The following is a 26,056-nucleotide window of genomic DNA, read 5'->3' on the forward strand; positions in this document are numbered from 1 at the left end:
GGGTAACGTGTAATCTGTTTCGCGATCGCGGTTCCCCATGCGGAACGATTTTGGATCGAAATGTCTGGTCGGCCCGACACATAATGCATACGCTATATCCGAACGATCTCGAACGGCCGGGTGCGCGTAATGACGGGTTCCGATCTCTCCCTCGATCTTGATGGCGGCCTCGCGCGCGGCGGCGTGGCGGGCGACCCTGTCGCCGCGCTGTATCGTCGGGTTGCCTGGCGGATCGCGCCTTTCCTGTGCCTCGGCTTCCTCGCGGCCTATGTCGACCGGGTGAATGTCGGTTTCGCCAAGCTGCGGATGGCGTCCGACCTGGGCCTGGGCGAGGCTGCGTACGGCCTGGGCGCCGGCTTGTTCTTCATCGGCTACGTGCTGTGCGAGGTGCCCAGCAACATCCTGCTGCAACGCGTGGGCGCACGATTCTGGCTGGCCCGCATCATGCTGACCTGGGGCCTGCTGTCCGGGGCCATGTGCCTGGTCCATACGCCGATGTCCTTCTACGTGCTGCGCCTGTTGCTGGGCGTTGCCGAGGCCGGGTTCATGCCGGGCGCGCTGCTCTATCTCAGCCAGTGGTTCCCGCCGGACCGGCGGGCGCGGGTCACGGCGCTGTTCATGGTCGGCATTCCGCTGTCCAGCGTGCTGGGGGCGCCGCTGTCGGGCTTCATCCTGGCGCATGCCTCGGGCGTGGGCGGGATCGCGGGCTGGCGCTGGCTGTTCGCGATCGAGGCCCTGCCGCCCATCCTGCTGGGCCTGTGGGCCCTGCTGTTCCTGCCCGACAGCATCGAGCGCTCGCAGTGGCTGAGCGGGGCGGAGCGGCATTTTCTGCGCGGGCGGTTGCAGGACGCCCACGACGATCATGCGGCATCGCAGTTGTGGGCCGCCTTTCGCGACATCCGGGTCTGGCACCTGGGCCTGATCGACGGGTCGGTGCTTCTGGGCCTGTATACGGTGGCGTTCTGGTTTCCCTCGTTCCTGAAGGGGCACGGAATCGGCAATCCGATGACCATCGGCTGGATCACGATTGTTCCACACCTGGTGGCGGTCTGCTGCATGATCCTGAATGGATGGCATTCCGACCGGTCGGGTGAGCGCCGGCTGCATATCGTGCTGCCGATCGTGACGGGGGCCGCATTGCTGGCCTGCAGCACGCTGGCGGAGGGCAGCCTGATCCTGTCGGTGACGCTGATCGCGCTGGCCAACGGGGCGATCCTGGGGGCCCTGCCGCCCTTCTGGTGCATTCCCGCCAATTTCCTGACGGGGCCGGCCGCCGCGGCGGGCCTTGCGATCGCATGTTCCTTCGCCAACCTGGCGGGATTTTTCGCGACGGCCCTGATCGGCTGGACCATCGAACGCACCCACAGCCCCGACCTGGCGCTGGATGTCTTCGCCCTGGCGATGGCGTGCGCGGCGCTGAGCCTGTTCCTGATCCCCCGGTCGGTGGTCGATCGCGGCGGGAAACGCCCCACGGCGTGACGCGAGGCCCGAGGCACCAAATTTCTTGCCGGACCGAAATATCGCGTATACACTGTAAATGAATCGGGGCATCGGCCCTGCGGCTCGAATGTGAACAGGATGTGGAACAATGGCTGAAGCGTTGCGGATCGGGATCATCGGGGCAGGGCTTGGCGGGACGGCGGCGGCCGGCCTGCTGCAGCGCGCGGGGTTCGACGTCACGCTGTACGAGCAGGCGCCGTCCTTCTCGCGCCTCGGGGCCGGGATCCAGTTCGGGCCGAACGTGATGAAGACCATGCGGCGCCTGGGGCTGGAGCAGAAGATCGAGGAAGTTTCGTGCCATCCCGATTACTGGTTCAGCCGGAACTGGGATGACGGCGCCTACCTGTCGCGCATTCCGCTGAATGCCGAGCACGACCGCTATGCCGCGACCTACATCACCATCCATCGGGGCGACGTGCATGAAATCATGATCGGCGCGGTCGATCCCGCCCTGATCCGCTTCGGCAAGAAGCTGGTGGATCTGGAGGAAACGGCAGCCGGCGTCGTCCTGTCGTTCGAGGACGGATCGGTCGACACGGTAGATATAGTGGTGGGCGCCGACGGGCTGAATTCGCGGGTGCGCGAAAAGCTGCTGGGTCCGGAAGACCCGCTGTTCACCGGTTGGGTCGGGCATCGGGCGATCATCCCGGCATCGAGGCTGTCCGGCCTGGATGTCGAGCCGTGCGTGAAATGGTGGTCCGCGGACCGTCACATGATGGCGTATTTCCTCGACAGGAACTGCAGCGAATTCTACTTCGTGACCGGCGAGCCCGCTGAAAGCTGGCCGCGCGGCGTGGCCTGGGTGCCCAGCACGCGCGAGGAGATGCAGGCGTCCTTCAAGGGCTATCACCCGCTGGTGCAGGCCTATATCGAGGCGGCCGACACGATCACGAAATGGCCGCTCTTCACCCGCAATCCGCTGCCGCTGTGGCACAAGGGGCGCATCGTCCTGCTGGGCGATGCCTGCCACCCGATGAAGCCGCACATGGCGCAGGGCGCCGCGATGGCGATCGAGGACGCGGCGATGCTGACCCGCTGCCTGTCGGAACTGGGCACCGCGGACCTGGGCGCCACGTTCGAGGCCTATCGCACCCACCGGATCGAGCGCGCGTCGCGGGTGCAGCAGGTTTCCAACGCGAACACCTGGCTGCGGGCCGACGAGGATCCGTTCTGGGTCTACGGCTACGACATCTACGGCGTCGACCTGCGGGGCTGACGGCGCGGGCCGGGGAGGGCAGGCATGGCGGACGGCGCGGTCGAGATCATGGTCAACGGGACGCGGCACGCCGTGCATGTCGATCCCGGCACGCCATTATTGTACGTGCTGCGCAACGACCTGGGGCTGAACGGACCCAAATACGGCTGCGGCCTTGGGGAATGCGGGGCCTGCACGGTGCTGATCGCGGGGCGGGCCGCGCGATCGTGCAGCGTGCCGGTCGACGTCGCCCGCCACTGGCCGGTCACGACGCTGGAAGGTCTGGTCGTGGACGGCGTGCCCGACCCGGTGCAGGACGCCTTCATTACCGAGCAGGCGGCGCAGTGCGGCTATTGCCTGAACGGCATGGTCATGACCGTGCGGGCGCTGCTGAACGCCAACCCGACCCCGACCGAGGCCGAGATCCGCGACGCGTTGCGGTATAATCTGTGCCGCTGCGGCACGCATATGGAAATCCTGAACGCGGCGCGCCGGGCCTGCGGCCTGCCGGTCCGCGTGGCGGCGGGCGGGTGAGGGCGGCCATGGACGACATCGCCCATTCCGGCGGATTCCTTGCCATCGTCCGTCCCGCCCGGGCGCCGGGCGGCCTTGTGGCGCGGGCAGTGTCCATCGAGAGCCTGCCAGACGAGATCTTCGTCGTCGTGCATGCGACGGGTGGCGTGACCGGATATTGCGGGCATGTCGACCTGGGCACCGGCATCCGCACCGCCCTGGCCCAGATCGTGGCCGAGGAACTCGACGTGCCGTTCGGCGACGTCACCATGGTGCTGGGCCATACCGGCGAGACCCCGAACCAGGGGGCGACGATCGCCAGCGAGACCATCCAGGTGTCCGCCATCCCTCTGCGCAAGGCCGCCGCCCACGCGCGCGCCGTGCTGCTGGACCTGGCCGCCGACCGGACCGGCCGCCCGGCGGCGGAGCTGGACCTGCGGGACGGGCTGGTCGTCAGCGACCTGCCGCTGCCCGACAATGCCGCCCTGACCTACGGCATGCTGCTGGACGGGCAGGCCCTGCGGATGCGGCTGGACGAGGACATCCCGGTCAAGTCGCCCGATCGCTATCGGGTGGTGGGACGGACGGTGCCCCGTGTCGACATCCCCGACAAGGTGACCGGCCGCGCGGTCTATGTGCACGATGTGCGCGTCGCGGGCATGTTGCACGGACGGGTGGTCCGTCCGCCCTATGGCGGGTTCGATCACGGGCCGTTCGTCGGATGCAGCCTGCGGCGGGTGGACCGCGCGTCGGTGGCGCATCTGCCGGGCATGGTCGACGTGGTCGTCATCGGCGATTTCGTCGGCGTCGTGGCTGAGCGCGAGGAACAGGCCGCCGAGGCCGCGCGCCTGCTGCATGTCGTCTGGGACGTGCCCGACCTGCCGGACCTGTCCGATCTGGAAGGCGCGTTGCTGGCCAACCCGGCGACGCCGCGCCGCCTGCTGGACCGGGGCGATGTCGACGCGGCGCTGGACGGGCTGGCGGGCCGGATGGACCGGACCTATCTGTGGCCGTACCAGATGCACGCCTCGATCGGCCCGTCCTGCGCGGTGGCGGACTGGCGGGCGGATGGGCTGACGATCTGGTCCGGGACGCAGAATCCGCACATGCTGCGCGCGGATATCGCCCTGCTGGCCGATTTGCCCGAGGACAGGATTTCCATCGTCCGGCACGAGGCCGCCGGCTGCTATGGCCGCAACTGCGCCGACGATGTCTGCGGCGACGCGATGCTGCTGTCGCGTGCGGTCGGGCGCCCCGTGCGGGTGCAGCTTAGCCGCGAACAGGAACATGTCTGGGAACCCAAGGGCGCCGCGCAGCTGATGCAGGTGCGCGGCGGCGTCAATCCCGACGGCACGCCGGCAGCGTATGATTTTTCCACGCGCTATCCCTCGAACGTGTCCCCGCTGCTGGGGCTGGTGCTGACCGGCATCGTCCCGGCCGCCCTGCCGTCGGTCGTGCAGATGGGCGACCGGACCTGCATCCCGCCCTATGCGTACGACAATGCGCGGGTCACGGTGCATGACATGCCGCCGATCGCGCGGGCGTCGTGGTTTCGCGGCGTGTCGGCGATGCCCAACAGCTTCGCCCATGAATGCTATGTCGACGAACTGGCCGCCGCCGCCGGGGTCGATCCGGTGGAATATCGCCTGCGCTACATGAAGGACGGGCGTGCCGCCGCATTGCTGCGCGCCGTGGCGCGGCGGGCGGACTGGGTACCGCGCACCGCACCGCGCCGGATCGATCCGGGCAAACGGGTGCTGCGTGGGCGCGGGGTGGCCTATGCCCAATATGTCCACGGCACTTTTCCGGGGGTGCCGGCGGCCTGGGCGGCCTGGGTGGCGGATGTCGAGGTCGATCGCCGGACCGGCCAGGTCACGGTGGCGCGCGTCGTCGTCGGCCAGGATTCCGGGATGATGGTCAACCCCGCCGGGGTGCGACACCAGATCCACGGCAACGTCATCCAGTCCACCAGCCGCGCCCTGCGCGAGGAAGTGTCGTTCGACGGCTGCGGCGTCGCCAGCCGGGAATGGGGCGGCTATCCGCTGATTACCTTCCCCGAGGTGCCGGACATCGACGTGCTGATGCTGGACCGGCAGGACCAGCCGCCGCTGGGTGTCGGGGAATCGGCATCGGTTCCCAGCGCCGCCGCCATCGCCAATGCGCTGCATGACGCGACCGGGGTGCGCTTTCGCGAACTGCCCTTCACGCCGGACCGCATCCGTGCCGGGCTGGATGCGGCGCTGGGCGCACTGCCCGAACCGGAACCCGAGCCTCTGCCGCAACCGTTGGCCGCGCGGCCCGCGCCCCTGCCCGCATTGGCGCGCCAGCGCCTCTGGACGGGATTGGCGGCGCTGGGGACGCTCTGTTCGACCCTCGGCGGGCTGGCGGTGACGGCGTCGCCGTGGCGGCCGGAAATCGCGCCGATCGCCCGTTCGGATCCGGGCCGGTTTTCGGCCGCGACCATCGCGCGGGGCCGCGCGCTGGCCGCGGCCGGCGATTGCGCCGTGTGCCACACCGCGCCCGGCGGGATCGCCAATGCCGGCGGGCTGGAACTGGACACGCCGTTCGGCATCATCCGCACGACCAACATTACGCCCGACGAGGAGACCGGCATCGGCCGCTGGTCCTATCCCGCCTTCGCCCGCGCCATGCGCGAAGGAATCGGCCGCGACGGCCGGCATCTGTATCCGGCCTTTCCCTATACCGCGTTTGCCAAAATTACCGAACCGGACATGGAGGCGCTGTACGCCTATCTGATGGCGCAGCAGCCGGTGCGGAACGTGGTGCCGGAAACGAAGCTGGCCTTCCCCTACAATATCCGGCCGATGATGGCGGGGTGGAACGTGCTGTATCACGATCCCCGGCCGTTCGCGCCCGACCCCGCCCGTTCGGCGGAATGGAATCGCGGCGCCTATCTGGCCGAGGGGCTGGGCCATTGCGGCGCCTGCCACACCCCGCGCAACGCCCTGGGGGCGGAGCGGTGGAAACGGGCCTATCTGGGCGGCGGCGAGGCCGAGGGCTGGGATGCGCCGGCGTTGAGTGCGCTGTCGCGCGCGCCGGTGCCGTGGACGGCGGACGATCTGTTCACCTATCTGCGCACCGGCTTTTCCGAGCGGCACGGACCGGCGGCGGGGCCGATGGCGCCCGTGGTGGCCGAGATGGCCCGGATGCCCGAGGCCGATGTGCGGGCGATCGCGACCTATGTCGCCTCGTTCGACACGCGCGAGACAGGGGATTTGGCTGCCGGGGATCTGGCCGAACGCATCGAGGACGCGGCTGCCGTGCGGCAGGCCGACGCGGCCTGGGCCGGGCAGGGCGCGCGGGTCTATGGCGGCAGTTGTTCGTCCTGCCACGAGGGACAGGCGGCGCACATGTTCGGCGCCCGTCCGTCGCTGGCGCTGAATACCAATGTCGCCGCCGACCGGCCGGATAATCTGATCCATGTGATCCTGGACGGAATCGCGCATCCCGCCACGCCGGGCGTGGGGGCGATGCCCGCCTTCCGCGACAGCCTGGCCGACGGGCAGATCGTCGATCTGGTGCGCCATATCCGCGCGACCTTCGCCCCCGGCCGCCCGGCCTGGGACGGGGTCGAGGCGACGGTGGCCCGGCTGCGCGCCGCCCCGTCCCACGCTGCCTCCCATCCGGTGCTGCCATGAGCCGCCTGCTGCCGACCTGGCGTCGGGTGGACGGCCAGGGCGTCGTCGCGCCCGACGAGCGCCTGGCATGGGGCCAGACCGTGATGATGGGCCTGCAGCATGTGCTGGCGATGGCCGGATCGACCATCCTCGGCCCGTTGCTGATGGGATTCGACCCGAACGTGGCGATCCTGTTTTCGGGGCTGGGGACCCTGCTGTTCTTCGTCGTGACGGGCGGACGGGTGCCCAGCTATCTGGGATCCAGCTTTTCCTTCATCGCCCTGGTGGCGTCGGTGACGTGTTATGTCGGGCACGGACCGAACCCGGATATTCCCCTGGCGGCAGGCGGCATTGTCGCAGCGGGGGCGGTCTACGCGCTGCTGGGGCTGCTGGTATGTGCGACCGGGACCGGGTGGATCGAACGGCTGATGCCGCCGGTGGTGACGGGGGCGGTGGGGGCTGCGATCGGCCTCAACCTGGCGCCCATGGCCGCCCACGGGGTCAGCGGATCGCCGGTCGCGACCGTGACGGGCCTGTTCACCCTGCTGGCCGTCGCGGCGTTCGCTGTCTATGCGCCGCCGCTGCTGCGCCGCCTGTCGATTTTGTGCGCGATGGCGTTGTCCTGCCTGGTCTATGTGCTGGCGGCCAATGGGCTGGGCCTGGCGTCGCCGGTCGATTTCGCCCCGGTGCGTGCCGCCGCATGGTTCGGCCTGCCCCCGCTGCGCACGCCACGCTTCCAGCCCCACGCCATGCTGGCCATTGCCCCGGTCGCGATCGTGCTGGTGGCGGAAAATCTGGGGCATCTGAAGGCGCTGGGCGCGATCACCGGCCAGTCGTTCACGCGCATGGCCGGGCGGACCTTTCTGGGTGACGGTCTGGCGACGATGCTGGCGGGCGGCGGCGGGGGCACCGGCGTGACGACCTATGTCGAGAATATCGGCGTCATGGCGATCTCGCGCGTCTATTCGACGCTGATCTTCGTCGTTGCGGCGCTGTTCGCCATTCTGCTGGGGTTTTCGCCGCGCTTCGGGGCCGTGCTGCGGGCGATCCCCGACCCGGTGCTGGGTGGCCTGGCTATCGCCGTATTCGGCCTGATCGCGGCGACCATGGTCCGGATCTGGGTCGATCATGCCGTCGATTTCACCGATCCGCGCAATCTGTTCACCGTTGGCGTGACCCTGGTGGCGGGGGCGGGCAACCTGACCGTGTCCGTGGGCGGCGTCACGCTGGGCGGAATCACCACCGCGACCGTGGCCGCGATCGGCCTGTACCAATTTCTGGGGTGGGGCCGCGCGCGCGATGCCGCCGCCTTGTCTTCCGGCAGGGAGTAACACGATGCCTGTAAGCGACTTCGAACTTGTGGAGGCCTGGAGCCAGGTCCTGGCCCTGTCGGGGGTGCAGGCCGGGCAGACGGTGACGGTCCTGACCTCCAGCGACACGAACGCGCAGACGATGCGCACGGCGATCCTGGCCGCGCGGGCCAGGGGGGCCATCGTCAACCGGCTGGACCTGCTGCCGGTCAATGGCGGCACGTCGCTGTCGCGTGATCCGCTGGCCTTCGTCGGCACGACGCCGCTGACCGGCAACCGCGCGGCGCTGGAACTGCTGAAGGCCAGCGACCTGGTGCTGGATCTGATGACCCTGCTGTTCTCGGCCGAGCAGCACGAAATCCTGGCGGCCGGCGGGCGCATCCTGCTGGCGGTCGAGCCGCCCGAGATCCTGCTGCGCATGGTGCCCACCGAGGAAGATCGGCAGAAGGTCCTGGCCGCGTCGAAGGTGCTGCGCGCGGCGCGCGAGATGCGCGTGACCTCGGCGGCCGGAACCGATGTCCGCTTTGCCCTGGGTGATTATCCGATCCTGGAGGAGTACGGCTTCTGCGAACGGCCCGGCCGATGGGATCATTGGCCCAGCGGCTTCCTGGCGACCTGGTCGAACGAGGGCACGGCCCAGGGCCGGATCGTACTGGATCGCGGGGACATCCTGCTGCCGCAGAAATCCTATGTGCAGGAACCGGTCGTCTTCACGATCCGCGATGGCTACGTGACGGAGATCGAGGGCGGCCTCGATGCCGATCTTCTGAAAGGATACATGGAATCCTTCAATGATCCGGAAGTCTACGCGATTTCCCATGTTGGCTGGGGATTGCAGGAACGCGCGCACTGGTCGGTGCTGGGCCTGTACGACCGCGAGGCGACGATCGGCATGGATTCGCGTGCCTGCGCCGGCAATTTCCTGTGGTCGACCGGCCCGAACAACGAGGCCGGGGGCACGCGCGACACCGCCTGTCATATCGATATTCCCATGCGCAACTGCACCGTCATGCTGGATGGCGACGCGGTGGTGCGAAACGGCAAACTGGTGAACGGAACGGAGGGCGGGCAATGACCGACGCAGCCATGACGGGCGAGACGGATAACGCGCTGTACCAGCGTCAGGGCTTCGGCCGCGAACTGGGAATCGTGGGGCAGGTCGGCCTGCTGATCGTCGATTTCGTCAACGGGTTCGCCGATCCGGCGGCGTTCGGCGGCGGCAATATTCCGCAGGCCATCGCGCAGACCGGTCCGCTGCTGGCCACGGCCCGCCGCCTGGGCTGGCCGGTCGCGCATACGCGCATCGTCTTTGCCGATGACGGGTCGGACGCCAATGTCTTCTCGGCCAAGGTGCCCAGCATGCTGGGCCTGACCGAGACCAATCCCGCCAGCGCCATCGTGCCCGAACTGGCCCCCGTGGCAGGCGAGTATGTAGTGCGCAAGACCGTGCCGTCGGCGTTTTCCGGCACGCCGCTGGCATCGTGGTACGCGCATCGCGGCGTACAGACGCTGGTCGTCGCGGGCTGCGTCACCAGCGGCTGCGTCCGCGCCAGCGTGATCGACGCCATGTCGCTGAGCTTCCGCCCGATCGTCGTCTCCGACTGCGTCGGCGACCGTGCGATCGGCCCGCACGAGGCGAACCTGTTCGACATGGCGCAGAAATGCGGGGACGTCATGGCGTACGAAACCCTGCTGTCCCGCCTGTCCAACCAGTGACTTCCGGTGCCCCCATCGTTGCAGGATCCCAGATGAAATCGCACTATCGCATCGGGCAGATCGTCCCGAGTTCGAACATCACGATGGAGACGGAAATTCCCGCCATGCTGGCGGCGCGCCAGCTGGTTCGGCCGGAACGTTTCCTGTTCCATTCCAGCCGCATGCGCATGAAGACCGTCAGCCACGACGAACTGGCGGCGATGGATGGGGAATCCGACCGCTGCGCCCTGGAACTCAGCGACGCGCATGTCGACGTGCTGGGCTATGCCTGCCTGGTCGCCATCATGTCGATGGGCATTGGTTATCATCGCCGGTCGGAAGCCCGCCTGCATCAGCGCACCGTGGAAAACGGCGCCCCGGCCCCGGTGGTGACCAGCGCCGGGGCGCTGGTCGAGGGGCTGAAGGCGATCGGCGCCAGGAGGATCGTCGTCGTGGCGCCCTACATGAAGCCGCTGACCAGGCTGGTCGTCGAGTACCTGGCCAGCGAAGGCTATGACGTCATCGATCATGTGGCGCTGGAAATTCCCGACAACATGGCTGTCGCGGCCCACGATCCCGAGCGCCTGCCCGATATCGTGGCCGGACTGAACTACGCGGATGCCGACGCCATCGTGCTGTCGGCCTGCGTCCAGATGCCCTCGCTGCCCGTGGTGGCGAAGGTCGAGGCCCTGACCGGCAAGCCGGTCATCACGGCGGCGGTCGCCACCACATGGTCGATGCTGGGGGCGCTTGGGCTGGAACGGGTTGCGCCGGGGGCGGGCGCCCTGCTGTCCGGCGCCTATTGATGGAGGACGAGATCATGACCGAGAGCACCTTCCTGTACGGGGCGAACGTCCACGCCAATTCCATTCGCCAGCATTATCTGCGCTATGGCGGCAAGGGCATGCCGCTGGTGCTGGTTCCGGGAATCACCAGCCCGGCCATCACCTGGGGCTTCGTCGCCGAACGGCTGGCGATGACGCACGATGTCTACGTCCTGGATGTGCGCGGGCGCGGCCTGTCCGAGGGTGGGCCGGACCTGGCCTACGACCTGGATGCCTATGCCGCCGACGTACGGGGATTCGTCACCGCCCTGGGGCTGACGGAATATGTGGTGCTGGGCCATTCGATGGGCGCGCGGATCGCCATTCGCATGGCGCGGCAGGATGCCAGCGGCATCGCGTCGCTGGTCCTGGTCGACCCGCCGGTCAGCGGCCCGGGCCGCCGGGCCTATCCGGCGCGGATCGAATGGTATGCGGATTCGATCCGCGAGGCCCGGCGCGGCATGGATGCCAAGGCCATGCGCCGCTATTGCCCCACCTGGACCGAGGAGCAGCGTCGCCTGCGTGCCGAATGGCTGCACACCTGCGACGAACTGGCGACGCGCATCACGTTCGAAAAATTCCATACCGAGGACGTGCACCAGGACATCCCTTATCTGACGCCCCGCACGCTGCTGATGAGCGCCGCACTCGGCGACGTCATTTTGCCGGAGGACGAGGACGAGATTCGCGGTCTGCTACCCTCGATCGTCACCACCCGCATCCCCGATGCCGGCCACATGATCCCGTGGGATAATCTGGACGGGTTCTGCGACGCGGTGGCCGGTTTCCTGTCCTCCTGATCCGGATGGCAGGGTAAGCCCCCGCCGTTTGTGCCTGCCTTTTCGGCTTTGATCTGCCACGCCGTGCCCCTATGACGGGGGCCGATGGCACGACGTGCCGACCCGGCCAGGCAGGACAACACGTTCATCATGATCATGAGACGAGGATTCGCCGCATCGGTACTGGCCGGGATCAGCTGCTGGATGACGTCCCGCGCCCGCGCGGAACCGGCGCCGCAGGGCGGCAGTCCCCTGCGGCGCGGCAGGGAAGAGCCCGAGACGTCGCATCCGGCGCCGGCGGATCGTCCGGGCGGCAACGCGCCGACGGCGGCCCGTGCGACGGACGAGACCCTCTATCGGCCATCGGTCCATTTCACGCCCGCGACGGGCTTCATGAACGATCCGAACGGCCTGCTGCATGACGGCCGGTACTGGCACCTGTATTATCAGTACGATCCGTTCGCGCCCTATGCCGGACAGGTCCATTGGGGGCATGCGGTCAGCACCGACCTGATGCATTGGGAAGACCGGCCGATCGCGCTGGACATGACCGAAGCCGGCGAGGCCTTCACCGGCAGCGCCGTCCTCGACGCCCATGACAGTTCAGGCCTGTTTCCGGCCGGAACGGGTGGCATCGTCGTCCTGTTTACCCGCGCCACGGCGAAAGCGCAGACCCAGAACCTCGCATGGAGCAGCGATGGCGGGACGAGTTTCACGGAATATGCGGGCAATCCGGTCCTGGATGTCGGCAGCAATTCCTTCCGCGATCCCAAGGTGGTCTTTCATCGCGAAACCGGGCGGTGGATCATGGTCGTGGCCCTGGCCCGCCAGCACCGGATCATCTTCTACGCATCGCCGGACCTGCTGCACTGGACCGAAATCAGCCGGTTCGGGCCGGCGGGATTGCCGGGCGTTGATTATGAGTGCCCGAACCTGGTGGAATTGCCGGTCGAGGGTGGGGGGACGCGCTGGGTGTTGTTCGTGTCGATCAATCCCGGCGCACCGCAGGGAGGCAGCGCCACGCAGTATTTCGTCGGCACCTTCGACGGGACGCGTTTCGTCCCCGACGAACCGGTGGTCACGCTGATCGACTTCGCCAAGGATTTCTACGCCCTGCAATTCTATGAAAACGTCCCTTCGGGCGATCCGGTCGCGATTGGCTGGATGGGCAACTGGCAATATTGCGAGGAAACGCCGACGCGGTCGTGGCGGGGCGTGATGTCGCTGCCGCGGCGCATGCGCCTGCGACGGGATGCGGCATCGCGCCTGCGGGTCGTCCAGGCGCCCGAAGGGCTGGAGGCCCTGCGCGGCCCCGAAATCGAGGCCACGGTCGGACGGCTGGAGGCCGGTCACGGCGTGGAACTGCCGCTGCCGGCCAATGCGGCGCTGGATATCGTGCTGAGCGTCGAGGTCGATCCGCGCCCGTCAGGCCTGCCGCCGGGGGACAAGGGACGCAGCGGGCGCTTCATCATCGGGTTCGCCAATGCCAATGACGACCTCCTGTCGATCGGCTTCGACGCGTTTTCCGGTCAGGTCTGGTTGGATCGCGAGGGACTGCACGGATTTTCCCAGCCCTTCTTTACGGAATCGTTTTCGGTCGCGGTGACCCCGGACACGCGCAAGGTGTCGTTCCGGATCGTGCTGGATGCCTGTTCGGTCGAGCTGTTCCTGAACGACGGGATGGATGTCGGTACCGCCCTGATCTTTCCGACGGCGGCGCTGGATCGCCTGCGGATGGAAACCAGCGGCGCGGGGGCGACCGTCCGCGACCTGCATATCTATCCCCTGGCACGCGCGATGAACCGCGTGCCGCCTCCGCCGGTCTCGGCACCCGGGCCGTCACCCTCGTCCACGTGACGGCCGGGGCGGGAATTATTTGGTCGTGTAGCCGCCATTGACCAGGATCGTCTGGCCCGTCATCCACCAGCCGTCCGAGACCAGGTGGCGGATGATCGGCACGATGTCGGCGATGTCCGTCAGGCCGGTGGGGGAGAACGCCGACAATGCGGCCGCGGCCTTGTGGTAGGCTACGGCGTCGGCGCCCTCGGCGGGGTAGAAGAACGGGGTATCCATCGGACCGGGACCCACCGCGTTGACCGAAATGCCGCGCGTTCCGAATTCCTTCGACGCGGCGCGGGTGAAATGCTCGACCGATGCCTTGGTCCCGGCATAGGTCGCGTAAAATGGCGTGTAGGCCCCCAGCAGCGAGGTCACCAGCGTCAGCACCTTGCCGCCGTCATTCACGTGGCGCCCGGCCTCGCGCAGGAAGAAGAAGGCGCTCTTGGCGTTGATCGCGGCCATGGCGTCGTACTCGGCCTCGTCGGTGTCGACGATCGGCTTCTTCAGGACCTTGCCCACGGTGTTGATGGCGATATCCGGTCGGCCGAAGGCCCGGATCGCGTCGGCGAACAGCGTTTCCATCGCTCCGGCGGTGGTCAGGTCGGCCTGGAAGGCGGCGGCCTCGGCCCCGGCGGCGCGGATGGCCGCCACGGTCTCGTCCGCCGCGTCACGGCTGGCGGCGCTGTTGTAATGGATGGCCACCGCCCGCGCGCCGCGTGCCGCCAGGTCGCGGGCCACCAGCCCGCCCAGATTCTTGGCGCCGCCCGCGATCAGGACGGTTTTGCCCTGGATGGTATGGCTGGTCATGGTCCTGTTTCCTTGTCCCCGTGATCGAAAAGAGAATGGGTGGTCCGGATTGCGGGATAAAGCCGCCTGCCTTGACATGATCCGTCGCCGATTGCGAACAATCGCAGGGGAGAGATGCGATGGACCGGATCGACCTGTTCAGGATTTTCGCCCGCGTCGTCGAATGCGGGCATTTCACGCAGGCCGCCCAGACCCTGCATCTTCCGCGCTCGACGGTGTCCACGTCCGTCCGGACGCTGGAGACGCTGCTGGGTACGCGCCTGATTCACCGCACGACCCGCCGCATGGCACTGACCGAGGACGGGCGGGCGTTCCACGATCGCTGCCTGCGTCTGCTGCAGGAGTACGACGAGGCCGAAACGCTGTTCCGCCGCGACGGGGCGCCCCCGAGCGGCCGGTTGCGGATCAATGTGCCGGCGCGGCTGGGGCGGTTGGTGATTGCCCCGGCCCTGCCGAAATTCCTCGATCAGTATCCGGGGATCGACCTGGACATGGGCTCCACCGATCGGGCGGTCGACCTGGTTCGGGAAGGGATCGATTGCGCCGTCCGGGTCGGCGCCCTGGACGATTCGGGCCTGGTCGCGCGCAGGATCGGGGAACTGACATTGGTCAATTGCGCCAGTCCGGATTATCTGGCGCGGTACGGCGTCCCGTGCGCGACCGACGACCTGATCCGGCACATGGCCGTCGGCTATACGGTTTCCTCGACGGGCCGGACCGAAAAATGGGAGGTCGCGGGCAACGATGGCGCGCAGGTGGTCCTTCCCAGCCGGGTCACGGTCAATTGCGCCGAAGCCTATATTGCCTGTTGCCTGTCGGGGCTGGGATTGATCCAGGTACCGCTCTATGACGTGCGCGCCCATCTGGAAACGGGCGCGCTGGTCGAGGTGCTGCCCGATGCGCGTGCGGCGCCGATGCCGGTCAGCCTGGTATTCCCGCATCGCGGTCTGCGCACGCGGCGGCTGGCGGTATTTACCGACTGGATGACCGATTTGCTGGCGGCACGCGTGATCGACATGCCGGACGGCGCGTCATCCCGTCCGGCGGTTGTGGATGGGGGATGACCGGTGATCAGGGCAGCGCGGCGATGCCTGTCAGTTCCACGCGCCAGTGAGGGTCGGCCAGGCGGGCTTCGACGGTCGCGCGGGCGGGCTTGTTGCCACGGTCCAGCCAGGCGTCCCATGCCCGGTTCATGCCGCCCATGTCGCCCATGTCCGCCAGGAAGATCTGGACCGTGATCAGGCGGCTCTTGTCCGTCCCGGCTTCGGCCAGCAGGGCGTCGACCTGGCGCAGGATGTCGGCCATCTGGCCTTCGACGTCCAGGGTGGCGTCGTCGGCCACCTGGCCGGCGAGGTAGACCAGCCCGTTATGGACGACCGCGCCGGTCAGGCGGGCCTCGGGCTGCAGGCGGGTGATGGTGGACATCGGATTGGCTTCCTCATGCGGGTGGATAAGGGAGGATCGGGACGACAGGCCGACCCGGTCCGGGACCTGCTCAATACCGTTGTTGCGGTGCGCCGGTCCGGGGATCGAGATAAAGCGGATCAAGGCGCGGCGGCTGCGTAAAGTCGAACAGGCCGGACAGGTCCGCGGCATCGGCATCGAACGAGCCGCCGCCCAGTCGGGCACCCCCCAGCCAGTTGTCCTCGATGAACCGGGTGATCGAACTCTGAGTGAGCAGGGTATGGCCGACATGGTTGGTCCGCGCCCAGGGCGAGACGACGATCAGCGGAATGCGCGTGCCGGGACCGCAGCGCCCGTTAACCGGCTTGCCGTCGACGCCGGCGGGCCGGGGGCCGGTGCCGCACCTGCCCGGCCCGTTCAACTGGTCGGTCTCGGCGTCGGATGAGGCGCGGGTGGTGGGCGTGAAGGCGTGATCGTACCAGCCGTCCGAATCGTCCCACGCGATGATGATGGCGGTATCCTTCCATTCCGGCCGATGCTGCACGGCGTTGATGATGTCCACCATGCCGTGCTGCTCGTCCAGCGGATCGGAATAGCCGGCATGGCCATCCTGATAGGCCGGCAGTTTCAGGAAGGACACCGCAGGCAGGTGCCCGGCGCGGAGGACGGCGAAGAAATCATGCAGATCATATTCGTGGTTCGCCGGATCGCGCGTGGTACCGTCGGCATCGAACGTATGGCCGATGGCGTCGGTGGACGCCGGGCGGGCATGGGTGGGATTGGCGGTGCTGGGATAATACTGGAACCAGTTGTGATGGGGGATGTAGTCGACGATCGTGTCACCGACCACGGGCGAGGGCGTGGCGCGCTGGCATCCCGTGGACCCGTCGGGATTATGGAGGCCGAGGTCGAACCCGCCCATGAATCCGCCCCACGAAATGTCGGCGGCATTCAGCAGGTCGCCGATATTGCGTCCGCGCATCAGGACCTGGTCGCCCGGCACCGAACAGACGTCATGGGCGGGATCAATGTCGTTGATCATCGTCCAGCCGCCCTGTCCATCGGCGATATAGGGCGAGGAAATCTGCCGTGTCGCAGGCTTCTGCGTGGTCGCGACGATCTGCATGCCGTTGGTCTGGCCGGACACGACTTCCAGCGCGCCGGGGGTCGAGGGGCCGTACGTGTCGGTATAGGTGGCGTCGCTCATGGCGAATCGCTGGGCATAGCGCCAGAGGGCGGCGACGGTGTTGCCGTCGTAATAGCCCATGACCTGCCCACGGGTGGCGAACGCCGCCACCCCTCCCGGCGTGCCGCGCCCGGTGTAAAGGGGAAACAGGTCGGCCTTGCCGCCGTCATAGGCCATCTGTTCGGCAGTATAGGCATGGTTCTGGTCGGCGGTGGCGGCCTGGGTCCGGTCGAGCCGGAAGGGCAGGGCGGCGTTGCGACCGTTGATCGGGCCGGCATTGGGGTTGGACGTCAGCAGGCCCGCGGCCGCCAGCGTGTTGGCCACCGGCGTATCCGGCCGTGCGACGAAGGCCGGCTCGCCCGGCGGGTTGGCTGCATGCGGGTAGGTGGCGAAATAATGGTCGAACGAAACGTTTTCGTCATACAGGACGATCAGGTGGCGGATCGGCGTCGCGGTCTCGGCCGCGTGGGGCGCCGCCGCATGTGCGGCCGTGCCAAGCGGGACCAGCAGTGACGCGGACAGCATCAGCGCCCGGAAAAACGAAGTTTCATTTCTCATCGACAGGTCATCCCGATCCCCGTTTCGCCTTCCAAAGCAGTATTTATAGGGTGGGGAGATGTCCGATGCAAAACGGGTTCCTGACCGCCACGCGGCAGTCTGCCGCCGATCGAGCGAATTTTTAGCCATCTTTTGATAGTCTTTCGGCAACCTTGCAATGAAACATAGTGTTACGAGGGAAGCCTGGAGTAGGAATTGGCGGACGCGTCGTCTCGCGGACCGAAGGAATGAGTGTAGATGGAAAGTTTGATTGAAAGACGATTTATTTCTGTCTTTTTATGTATTTTTGCTATGACCATATTCAGCTTTGGTCAGATCCTGATTCCGGGATATACGCCTGACGATTTCTTGACCGGAAATTCTTATCTTCCGGCGGCGCTTTATTTCAGCCAGGGAAGATTTACCGAAGGGGTGCTGATCCATGCACTGAACATGTCGCATCTGACGATGTTCAATGTCGGTTTCGGCTTCTCGCTGATGGTTCTGCTACTTTACGCGTTTCTGATCGCCTATCTGCTGAAGCTATGTGTTCCGGGAACCTTCGATATACGACTGGTGGGGGCCGCCGGCCTGTATATCGCGGCCAGTCCGTTTATGGCGACCTTGCTGAATTACCGACAGGTCGAGTTTGATCTTGCGGTTGGATTATCATTTCTTTGCCTTGGTATATATTTTCATCAAAAATATATGTCGGGGGATCGATGGGGGATAGATATTCCTGTGGCATCCGCTTTGTTCTGTTTTTCTTTGGGGTGTTACCAGGTCATCATCGTCATCATATTCCTGTATGTGTCCTTTCTGGTGGTCAGGAGAAAATATGAGGGCGAGGTAATCGGTCTGCCATATCTGGTCAAAGCCTATTCGGCCCCATTTTGTGCGGTTGTCCTGTATATGGTCCTGTTTGCGGCGACCAAGAACATCGCAGGCGTGAATAACTGGGACCAGAGAGGATCGTTGCTCGGCCTGTCGGGGATCGGAACGCGGCTTCACGATATTTACGATGTTACGAAATTTTCTTTCGACATCAATACTATCCATATTTCCGCGAAGATCCTCATCTCGATGTATCTTCTGTTTCTGGCGGGAATGGCCCAAGCAAGAAATCGTCAGGTGACCGTAATGGTCTTCCTGGCGTCGCTGGCATCATACGTTGTGGTGCTGCTGCCGATTTCTGTTCTTTCATCCTGGGATCCGACGCCACGGACCTTGCTGGGGGTCTATTTCGTGATCGGCTTCTGGGTCCTCTGGACGGCCGGGACTGCGGGCATTTTCGTTCGGGGGACGGCGCTGTTCCTGGGCCTGCTGTCCGTGCATTCGATGATGGAATCGAATTCTTTCCTGATAGATCAGATCAAGGAAAATCGATGGGACATGAACGTTGCCTGGTCCCTGATCAAGGACATACGGGTGTTTGAAAAAAATCAGCAGCCGTCTTCGCTCTCCGTCGTCGTGCATCCGTCATATTATGGGCGATCGAGCTTCAGGGTCGGCTGGTCGATCAAGGGACTGCTGTACGAGGCCGGTCATGTCGAGTGGCCGATCAGCGACCCCACACCAGACATGCGCGCGCAATGCGATGGTTCCGTCCATTTTCCCGTGGCCGGCTATCTTCATCGGCAGAAGGATAACGGCATCCTTGCCTGCCTGTAGAGCGCTGCCGCCCATGAGGGTACAGATTTTTCCGACGGCTGGACCATGGACGCGGCGACGGATTTGGTCACCGTTGTTATGACTTTGAAGGATATGCTAGGGTAAAAGATGACGAGGAAATTTTATAATTGTTGAGGTTTCGGTGAGGATTGAAATATATATTGCTGCCCACAAGGAAGCCGACATGCTTTCCGGGTCGTGTTTTATTCCGATTCAGGTCGGAAAAACATTATCCGGAGAGGATATATACCCGGTAACCGATGGAACGGGCGACAATATATCCGAAAGGAACCACAGTTTCTGTGAACTGACGGCACTGTATTGGATCTGGAAGAACACGTCCGGGCAGGATTATGTCGGCCTGTTCCACTACCGTCGTCATCTGGATTTTTCACTGGTCGAGCGTGTCGAGGATCAGTGGGGCCGGGTAGTCTATCCGGCTCTGGATGCGGAATATGTGGACGCGAACAATCTGACGGACGCGGGGGCCGCATTCTTCATCGGGAACAAGGACATCATCCTTCCCCGGTTATGGAATGTGGAGAACGCCGGGTCGCGCACGATGCGGGACCATTACGGCAATGGCAGTCACCACAACATCGCGGACTATGATCTCGCGATCGAGATCCTGAAGGATAAATATCCGTCCTATGCGCCGTTTGCCTGGAAAGTAAACGAAAGCCAGGCCGGATATTTCACCAATATGTTCGTCATGAGACGGAGCATATTCGACCAGTACTGCGCATGGCTGTTCGATATCCTATTCGAACTGGAAAAGCGAATTGATCTTTCTGAATATTCGATCCAGGAGGATCGCGTATTCGGATATATTTCTGAGTGGCTTATGAATATATTCGTGGAAAAATATGTCCACGATCATGGGCCGGACGGCGTAAAGGAAGCGCAGGGAACATTCATCGAAAATACGCTGACGACGATCAGGCCGTTTTTCGACAGCGCGGCGGTGCCGGTCGTCATGTCGTTCAACGAGGCGTTCGTCCCGTATGGCGGGGCCTGCATCAAATCCCTTATCGATACGGCGTCAGCCTCGTCCAATTACGATATCGTCGTCATCAACGAAAATATATCGGCGGAAAGCAAGGCGCTTCTGACCGGCCTCGTGGCCGGAAGAACCAATCTGTCGATCCGCTTTTTCAGCGTCGGGTTTCTGTTCGATAAATTCGTCCTGAACACCCATATGCATTTTTCGAAAGAGACGTATTTCCGTCTCTATATTCCGTTGATGTTCTCGGCTTACGAACGGGTTCTCTATCTCGACGCGGACATGATCGTAAAGCATGACGTCGCGCAGCTGCTGGCGACCGACCTGCAGGGGCAGGCGATCGGCGCGGTGCGCGACTGCGTCATGATCGGTTTTCGCAAGCTGCGGATTCCCGCGATGGCCGAATGCGGTGGGCAGGATGCTGATACCTATGTCCGCGGCTATGTCGGATTGCCGGATCCGGCCGGCTATTTCCAGGCAGGCGTGCTGATCTTTGACATTGCCCGGACGCCCGCAGGTTATGCCGACAAGGTGAGGCAGATCCTGGCAACGGGTCGGCGATACTGGTTCCTGGACCAGGATATCCTGAACAAGCTCTATCAGGGTAACGTCCATTACCTGGACATGAAGTGGAACGTCTACCATGGCAATGGTGATGTCCATACGTTTTTCGCCAATTTGCCTTCCAGCATCCGGAAAATTTATATGGATGCGCGAAAGGCACCTTACATCATTCATTATGCGGGTGAAAAAAAGCCCTGGTCCTTTCCGTTGATCGATTTTGCGACCGATTTCTGGACGGTGATGCGAGAAACCCCGTGGTACGAATTTGTCCTGATGCGGAACATGAAAGCGACCTCGGAGACCGTCGTGCATCACGGGTCGTTCACCGTCGGGTTGCGCGACATCGCACGCGCCGTTGCAAATCCGATTGCCCCACTGGGGTCGAAGCGGCGATCCACATTGAGGAAGATATATAATGTCGCGCAGAAAGTTCGATACTGAATCGGTGAAGATGTGTCTGGATTCATGCTGAGATGACGAAGCAGGCGACTCCGAAACTGGCCATTGTCGTGCCATGCTATAATGAATCGGAAGTCTTTCCGTTATGTCTGCGTGAACTGTCGGCGGTCGTGGCCGACTTGGCCGGCAACGGGCTGATCGCAGACAGCAGCTATATATTGTTTGTCGATGATGGCAGCAAAGACGACAGCTGGCGGCAGATTGAAGGCGCCTGCCGTGGCAACGGACATGTGCAGGGCGTGAAACTGTCACGGAACAAGGGCCACCAGGCCGCCCTGATGGCAGGGCTTACGGCGGCGGACGCCGACATCATCGTCAGTATAGATGCTGATCTTCAGGATGATATTTCAGTCATACAGGACATGGTGAAGGCATACCTCGCCGGAAGTGACGTCGTGTATGGCGTGCGCAGGTCACGCGACGCGGATAGCGGCTTCAAGCGTTTCACGGCCCAAGGCTTTTATAGGCTTATGGAACTGATGGGGGTGCAGCAGGTTTTCAACCATGCCGATTTCCGACTTCTCAGTCGGCGGGCCTGCGCGGCGTTGCTCTCTTACCGGGAGCAGAATATCTACCTTCGTGGCCTGGTCCCGCTGATCGGTTTCCACACGTCTTCCGTCTATTATGATCGGGCCGAGCGCGCAGCCGGGGAATCGAAATATCCGCTGAAAAAGATGCTGGCCCTGGCGCTGGAGGGAATCACGTCCCTGACCATTACGCCGTTGCGGATCATCGCGACCCTGGGCTTGTCGATATCGGCGCTGTCGATGGTGGCAACCTTTTATTCGATCCTGCTGAAATATACCGGCAAGACGGTGGAAGGCTGGACATCGGTCATGATCGCGATTTTCTTCATGGGGGGCGTGCAGATGCTCTCCCTCGGTATTATCGGCGAATATGTCGGTAAAATTTACATGGAAACGAAGGGGCGCCCGAAGTTCTTTGTGGAGAAGCACGTCGGTGGTCCCCATAATGCCCTGTGATGCCCGATGCCGTACGGTTCTTGCGGCCTTCCGCTGAACATCTTCGGTCGGAAGTAGGGCGGTCGATAATTCCCGGCTAAGGTGGTCAATCCGACGGCCCCGGGGCCGTCGGAGTTGAAGATTACTGCTGCCGCGTGATCATCGGCAGATCCAGCCCCTGTTCGCGCGCGCAGTCGACCGCGATGTCGTAACCGGCGTCGGCATGGCGCATCACGCCGGTGGCCGGGTCGTTCCACAGCACGCGTTCCAGGCGGCGCGCGGCCTCGGGCGTGCCGTCGGCGACGATGACCATGCCGGCATGCTGCGAAAAGCCCATGCCCACGCCGCCGCCATGATGCAGCGAGACCCAGGTCGCCCCGGATGCCGTGTTCAGCAGCGCGTTCAGCAGCGGCCAGTCGGACACCGCGTCGCTGCCGTCGCGCATGGATTCGGTCTCACGGTTCGGGCTGGCGACCGACCCGCTGTCCAGATGGTCGCGGCCGATCACGATCGGGGCCTTCAGTTCGCCGCTGGCCACCATCTCGTTGAACGCCATGCCCAGACGGTGGCGATCGCCCAGCCCGACCCAGCAGATGCGCGATGGCAGGCCCTGGAACTGGATCTTGTCCCGCGCCATGTCCAGCCAGTTGTGCAGGTGGACATCGTCGGGCAGCAATTCCTTCACCTTCTGGTCGGTGCGGTAGATATCCTCGGGGTCGCCGGACAGGGCCGCCCAGCGGAACGGCCCGACACCACGGCAGAAGAGGGGGCGGATATAGGCCGGGACGAAGCCGGGGAAGGCGAACGCATCTTCCTGCCCTGCCTCGAAGGCCATCTGGCGGATGTTGTTGCCGTAATCGAAGGTCGGGATGCCCATGCGGTGGAAGGCCACCATGGCCGCGACATGCAGGCGCATCGAGGCCTTCGCCGCTGCCTCGACCGCAGCGGGGTCGGTGACGCGCATCCGCTCGGCCTGTTCCAGCGTCCAGCCCGCGGGCAGGTAGCCGTTCAGCGGATCATGCGCCGAGGTCTGGTCGGTCACCGCGTCCGGACGGATGCCGCGCCGGACCAGTTCGGGGAAGATGTCCGCCGCGTTGCCCAGCAGGCCGACCGACACGGCCTCGCCGCGCGCGCAGGCGGCGTGGATGATCTCCAGCGCCTCGTCCAGCGTGTCGGCCTTGCGGTCCAGGTAGCCGGTCTGCAGGCGTTTCTCGATCCGGCTGGGCTGGCATTCCACCGCCAGCATCGAGGCCCCGGCCATGACGGCGGCCAGGGGCTGCGCGCCGCTCATGCCGCCCAGGCCGCCCGTCAGGATCCATTTGCCCTTCAGCGAACCGCCGTAGGACTGGCGTCCCATCTCGACAAACGTTTCGTACGTGCCCTGCACGATGCCCTGCGATCCGATATAAATCCACGAACCGGCCGTCATCTGCCCGTACATCATCAGGCCCAGCCGGTCGAGTTCGTTGAACTTGTCCCAGTTGGCCCAGTGCGGAACGATGTTGGAATTGGCGATCAGGACGCGCGGCGCATCGGCATGGGTGCGAAAGACGCCGACCGGCTTGCCCGATTGCACCAGCAGGGTCTGATCATCGCCCAGGTCACGCAGGCATTCGACGATCCTGTCGTAGCACGCCCAGTTGCGGGCGGCGCGGCCGATGCCGCCATATACCACCAGGTCGGACGGCCGTTCGGCAACGTCCGGGTCCAGATTGTTCATCAGCATGCGCAGGGGGGCCTCGGTCTGCCAGCTTCTGGCGGAACGCGACGTGCCGGTGGCGGCGCGGACGATGCGGTCGTTCGGGGATGGTTGTTCGGTCATGGCTGCACCTTGACTGTACTTGTATAGGCAAGTGGTAGCGGCGACCCGCACCGCCTGTCAACGCAATTCGTAACGGCATCGGACCAGTCGCCCGATTGCGCCGGCAGGGCAGAATGCCGAGCAACGGCACGCCCCGCGTGATTTTCCGAGCATCGGAGCGGAACGGCCTTGAGGAGGCCGCCCGCCGCGAAGCGCGGGAAAGGCGCGCCGGATCCCCGACAGGCGATCCCCGAAAGGGCGGATTTCAAGCCCGTCTCAGGGGCGGTAGCGTCCACCAAGGCTGTAGCGGCTGCCGGGATAGGTGAAGATGCCCTTCATCACGACGCGGCTGTCCACCCAGGTCCGGCGCACCAGTTGCAGGCAGGCCTCGGGCGCATCCAGTTCCAGCAGGTCGCAGATGTGCGCGGTGGGCGTGATGGCGAAGACCACGTGCTCGACCTCCTCCGGACCGGCGATGCGGTACAGGTGCCGGTGCGGATGGGCGATCGAGAAATCCTGGTCTAGATAGTCCGGCGCGAAATGCGGAGAGACGAAGCGTTCCTCGACCTGCAGGGGGATATCGTCCTCGTAATGGACGATGACGGAATGGAACAGCCGCGTCCCCGGCCGCTGGTCGAAGGCGATCGCCAGATCCATGTCCGCGCGGATCGTGTCCAGGGAGACGATGCGCGATCGATGGATATGGCCGCTGGCGACGATATCGTCGGCGATATCGCGCAGCTCCAGCAGTTCCGCCCCGGTCGAGGGGGCGGAGACGAACGTGCCCACGCCCTGCGCCCGCGTCACCACGCCCTCGCTGGTCAGTTCTCGCAGCGCGCGATGGACCGTCATGCGCGATACGCCCAGCGTCTCGACGAACGCGCTTTCGGACGGCAGCCGGCACCCGACCTCCCATTCGCCGCTCTGGATCCGGTCCAGGATATATTGCTTGACCTGTCCGTACCGGGTCGGCGGGCGGATGGTGTCGGACATGGGGCGTCTCTCCTGAAATTCGGCGCCGGTCTGATTAGACCGGCCCATGCCGGTTTGCGAGCGCAGGCGCCGCGTCGGGCCGGCCCTGGAACACCCGGCCCAGCGGACGCACGCCTCCGATCCAGTAGGACAGTTCGTGCGGGCCGCCGACCGGCCAGAATGCGATGTCGGCCGACAGGCCGGCGGCCAGGCGTCCGGCCTCGTCCTGCAGGCCCAGCGCCCGGGCACCCACATGCGTGACGCCGGCCAGGGCCTCGGCCGGCGTCATCCGGAACAGGGTGCAGGCCATGTTCATCATCGTCGTCAGGTCCAGCGCCGGCGAGGTACCGGGATTGCAGTCCGTGGCCAGGCCCATCGGCACCCCATGGCGGCGGAACAGCTCGACCGGCGGCACGGTCTTTTCCCGCACGAAATAGAACGCGCCGGGCAGCAGCATCGCCACCGTCCCGGCGGCAGCCATGGCGCGGACGCCGTCCTCGCTGGCATATTCCACATGGTCGGCCGACAACGCGCGGTAGCGCGCGGCCAGCGCGGCGCCGCCCAGGTCGGACAGCTGGTCAGCGTGCAGCCGCACCGGCAGGCCCAGCGCCTGGGCGGCGTCGAACAGGCGGGCGACTTCGTCGGGCTGGAAGGCGATCCCTTCGCAGAAGGCGTCGATGCTGTCGGCCAGCCCCTCGGCCGCGACGGCCGGAAGGACGGTGTCCAGCAGATGGTCGACATAGGCCTCCCGCCGGCCGGCGAATTCCGGCGGCACGGCATGCGCGCCCAGGAAGGTCGTATGCACGCGCACCGGCAAATGCCGCGCCACCGCGCGGGCCACCCGCAGCTGCTTCAACTCGTCATCCAGGGTCAGGCCGTAGCCGGACTTGATTTCGACCGTCGTGACCCCGCCTGCGATCAGGCGCCGCGTGCGATCCAGCGCCAGGGACAGCAATTCGTCGGCGCTGGCGTTGCGCGTCGCCTGCACCGTGGACAGGATTCCCCCGCCGCGCCGGGCGATGGCTTCATAGGATACGCCATTCAGCCGTTCCTCGAACTCGCCGCTGCGGTCGCCGGCATAGACGATGTGCGTGTGCGGATCGACCAGTCCCGGCGTCGCCCATGCGCCGTCGCAACCGATGACGTCGCGCGCCAGGTCCTGCGGCCGGCCGGGCAGGGCGTCGCGCGGACCGACCCAGACGATCCGTCCGTCCTGCGCCGCGATGGCACCATCCGCGATCCGCCCGTACGCATCGTCCGGCCGCGCGACCATCGTGGCCAGATGCATGTCGATCCACAGCGTGTCCCACATTATCGTTGTCCTTACGATTCGGTCGGGCGTTGAAACATGTTCAGATATGTATATACGTCTATGGCATATCTGGCATCCATCCGAA

General features: G+C 65.2%; 20 protein-coding genes. 14 read left to right on the plus strand and 6 right to left on the minus strand.

The window, feature by feature from the left end; all coding sequences use genetic code 11:
- Positions 1-129 precede the first annotated feature (129 nt).
- From HLH28_RS05400 to HLH28_RS05445, 10 genes are all read left to right on the plus strand, one after another.
- Positions 130-1,479 carry an MFS transporter gene (locus tag HLH28_RS05400; protein ID WP_182955595.1) on the plus strand — a complete coding sequence of 450 codons (1,350 nt, stop codon included), beginning with the start codon at positions 130-132 and terminating at the stop codon, positions 1,477-1,479.
- 109 nt (positions 1,480-1,588) lie between these two features.
- Positions 1,589-2,716 carry an FAD-dependent monooxygenase gene (locus HLH28_RS05405; RefSeq protein WP_182955599.1) on the plus strand — a complete coding sequence of 376 codons (1,128 nt, stop codon included), beginning with the start codon at positions 1,589-1,591 and terminating at the stop codon, positions 2,714-2,716.
- Positions 2,717-2,740: 24 nt separating this feature from the next.
- Positions 2,741-3,229, plus strand: coding sequence for a (2Fe-2S)-binding protein (locus HLH28_RS05410; RefSeq protein ID WP_182955602.1), 489 nt, complete (start codon positions 2,741-2,743; stop codon positions 3,227-3,229).
- Positions 3,230-3,237: 8 nt separating this feature from the next.
- Complete coding sequence (locus tag HLH28_RS05415) at positions 3,238-6,867, plus strand: molybdopterin cofactor-binding domain-containing protein (RefSeq protein ID WP_182955606.1); 3,630 nt, start codon at positions 3,238-3,240, stop codon at positions 6,865-6,867.
- A complete protein-coding gene (locus tag HLH28_RS05420) occupies positions 6,864-8,177 on the plus strand; it encodes a solute carrier family 23 protein (protein ID WP_182955609.1) in 1,314 nt (437 codons plus the stop codon). The genes HLH28_RS05415 and HLH28_RS05420 overlap by 4 nt, the downstream gene beginning before the upstream one ends.
- 4 nt (positions 8,178-8,181) lie before the next feature.
- Entirely contained in the window at positions 8,182-9,231 is a 1,050-nt protein-coding gene (locus HLH28_RS05425; RefSeq protein WP_182955612.1) for a 2,5-dihydroxypyridine 5,6-dioxygenase, read from the plus strand.
- Positions 9,228-9,872 carry an isochorismatase family protein gene (locus HLH28_RS05430; protein WP_408869819.1) on the plus strand — a complete coding sequence of 215 codons (645 nt, stop codon included), beginning with the start codon at positions 9,228-9,230 and terminating at the stop codon, positions 9,870-9,872. Before HLH28_RS05425 ends, HLH28_RS05430 begins: the two co-directional genes overlap by 4 nt.
- A gap of 32 nt (positions 9,873-9,904) precedes the next feature.
- Complete coding sequence (locus HLH28_RS05435) at positions 9,905-10,657, plus strand: maleate cis-trans isomerase family protein (RefSeq protein ID WP_275943711.1); 753 nt, start codon at positions 9,905-9,907, stop codon at positions 10,655-10,657.
- A gap of 14 nt (positions 10,658-10,671) precedes the next feature.
- Positions 10,672-11,475 carry an alpha/beta fold hydrolase gene (locus HLH28_RS05440; protein ID WP_182955615.1) on the plus strand — a complete coding sequence of 268 codons (804 nt, stop codon included), beginning with the start codon at positions 10,672-10,674 and terminating at the stop codon, positions 11,473-11,475.
- Between the two features lie 84 nt (positions 11,476-11,559).
- The gene (locus tag HLH28_RS05445) at positions 11,560-13,311 is read left to right on the plus strand and encodes a glycoside hydrolase family 32 protein (protein ID WP_246395698.1); all 1,752 of its coding nucleotides are present in this window, start codon (positions 11,560-11,562) and stop codon (positions 13,309-13,311) included.
- 15 nt (positions 13,312-13,326) lie between these two features.
- Here the strand turns inward: HLH28_RS05445 and HLH28_RS05450 are convergent, their stop codons facing one another.
- Positions 13,327-14,100 (minus strand): SDR family oxidoreductase, encoded by a 774-nt coding sequence (locus tag HLH28_RS05450; protein ID WP_182955619.1) that lies wholly within the window; start codon positions 14,098-14,100, stop codon positions 13,327-13,329.
- A gap of 119 nt (positions 14,101-14,219) precedes the next feature.
- Here HLH28_RS05450 and HLH28_RS05455 point away from each other — a divergent pair, with 119 nt between their 5' ends.
- Positions 14,220-15,164, plus strand: a complete 945-nt coding sequence (locus HLH28_RS05455; RefSeq protein ID WP_182955622.1) for a LysR family transcriptional regulator — start codon at positions 14,220-14,222, stop codon at positions 15,162-15,164.
- A gap of 7 nt (positions 15,165-15,171) precedes the next feature.
- On the opposite strand, the gene HLH28_RS05460 is transcribed toward HLH28_RS05455, so the two are convergent.
- Both HLH28_RS05460 and HLH28_RS05465 read right to left on the minus strand, forming a co-directional pair.
- Positions 15,172-15,525: a RidA family protein gene (locus HLH28_RS05460; protein WP_182955625.1), complete on the minus strand. Its 354-nt coding sequence runs from the start codon at positions 15,523-15,525 to the stop codon at positions 15,172-15,174.
- A 70-nt stretch (positions 15,526-15,595) separates the two neighbouring features.
- A complete protein-coding gene (locus HLH28_RS05465; protein ID WP_182955628.1) occupies positions 15,596-17,248 on the minus strand; it encodes a phospholipase C in 1,653 nt (550 codons plus the stop codon).
- A 237-nt stretch (positions 17,249-17,485) separates the two neighbouring features.
- On the opposite strand from HLH28_RS05465, the gene HLH28_RS05470 reads away from it, so the two are divergent.
- The 3 genes from HLH28_RS05470 (at position 17,486) to HLH28_RS05480 (ending at position 21,907) form a co-directional block, all read left to right on the plus strand.
- The gene (locus HLH28_RS05470) at positions 17,486-18,898 is read left to right on the plus strand and encodes a glucosyltransferase domain-containing protein (RefSeq protein WP_182955632.1); all 1,413 of its coding nucleotides are present in this window, start codon (positions 17,486-17,488) and stop codon (positions 18,896-18,898) included.
- A gap of 142 nt (positions 18,899-19,040) precedes the next feature.
- A complete protein-coding gene (locus HLH28_RS18380; protein ID WP_338029662.1) occupies positions 19,041-20,906 on the plus strand; it encodes a DUF4422 domain-containing protein in 1,866 nt (621 codons plus the stop codon).
- Between the two features lie 32 nt (positions 20,907-20,938).
- Entirely contained in the window at positions 20,939-21,907 is a 969-nt protein-coding gene (locus HLH28_RS05480; protein WP_182955637.1) for a glycosyltransferase family 2 protein, read from the plus strand.
- Between the two features lie 121 nt (positions 21,908-22,028).
- On the opposite strand, the gene hutU is transcribed toward HLH28_RS05480, so the two are convergent.
- From hutU to hutI, 3 genes are all read right to left on the minus strand, one after another.
- On the minus strand, positions 22,029-23,708 hold the full coding sequence (gene hutU, locus HLH28_RS05485; RefSeq protein WP_182955639.1) for a urocanate hydratase: 1,680 nt from the start codon (positions 23,706-23,708) through the stop codon (positions 22,029-22,031).
- Positions 23,709-23,963: 255 nt separating this feature from the next.
- Positions 23,964-24,680 (minus strand): histidine utilization repressor, encoded by a 717-nt coding sequence (gene hutC, locus HLH28_RS05490; RefSeq protein WP_182955641.1) that lies wholly within the window; start codon positions 24,678-24,680, stop codon positions 23,964-23,966.
- Between the two features lie 34 nt (positions 24,681-24,714).
- Complete coding sequence (gene hutI, locus HLH28_RS05495) at positions 24,715-25,971, minus strand: imidazolonepropionase (protein ID WP_182955643.1); 1,257 nt, start codon at positions 25,969-25,971, stop codon at positions 24,715-24,717.
- Between the last annotated feature and the right edge of the window lie 85 nt (positions 25,972-26,056).

It is taken from the genome of Gluconacetobacter tumulisoli (assembly GCF_014174155.1).
GTDB classification, from domain to species: domain Bacteria; phylum Pseudomonadota; class Alphaproteobacteria; order Acetobacterales; family Acetobacteraceae; genus Gluconacetobacter; species Gluconacetobacter tumulisoli.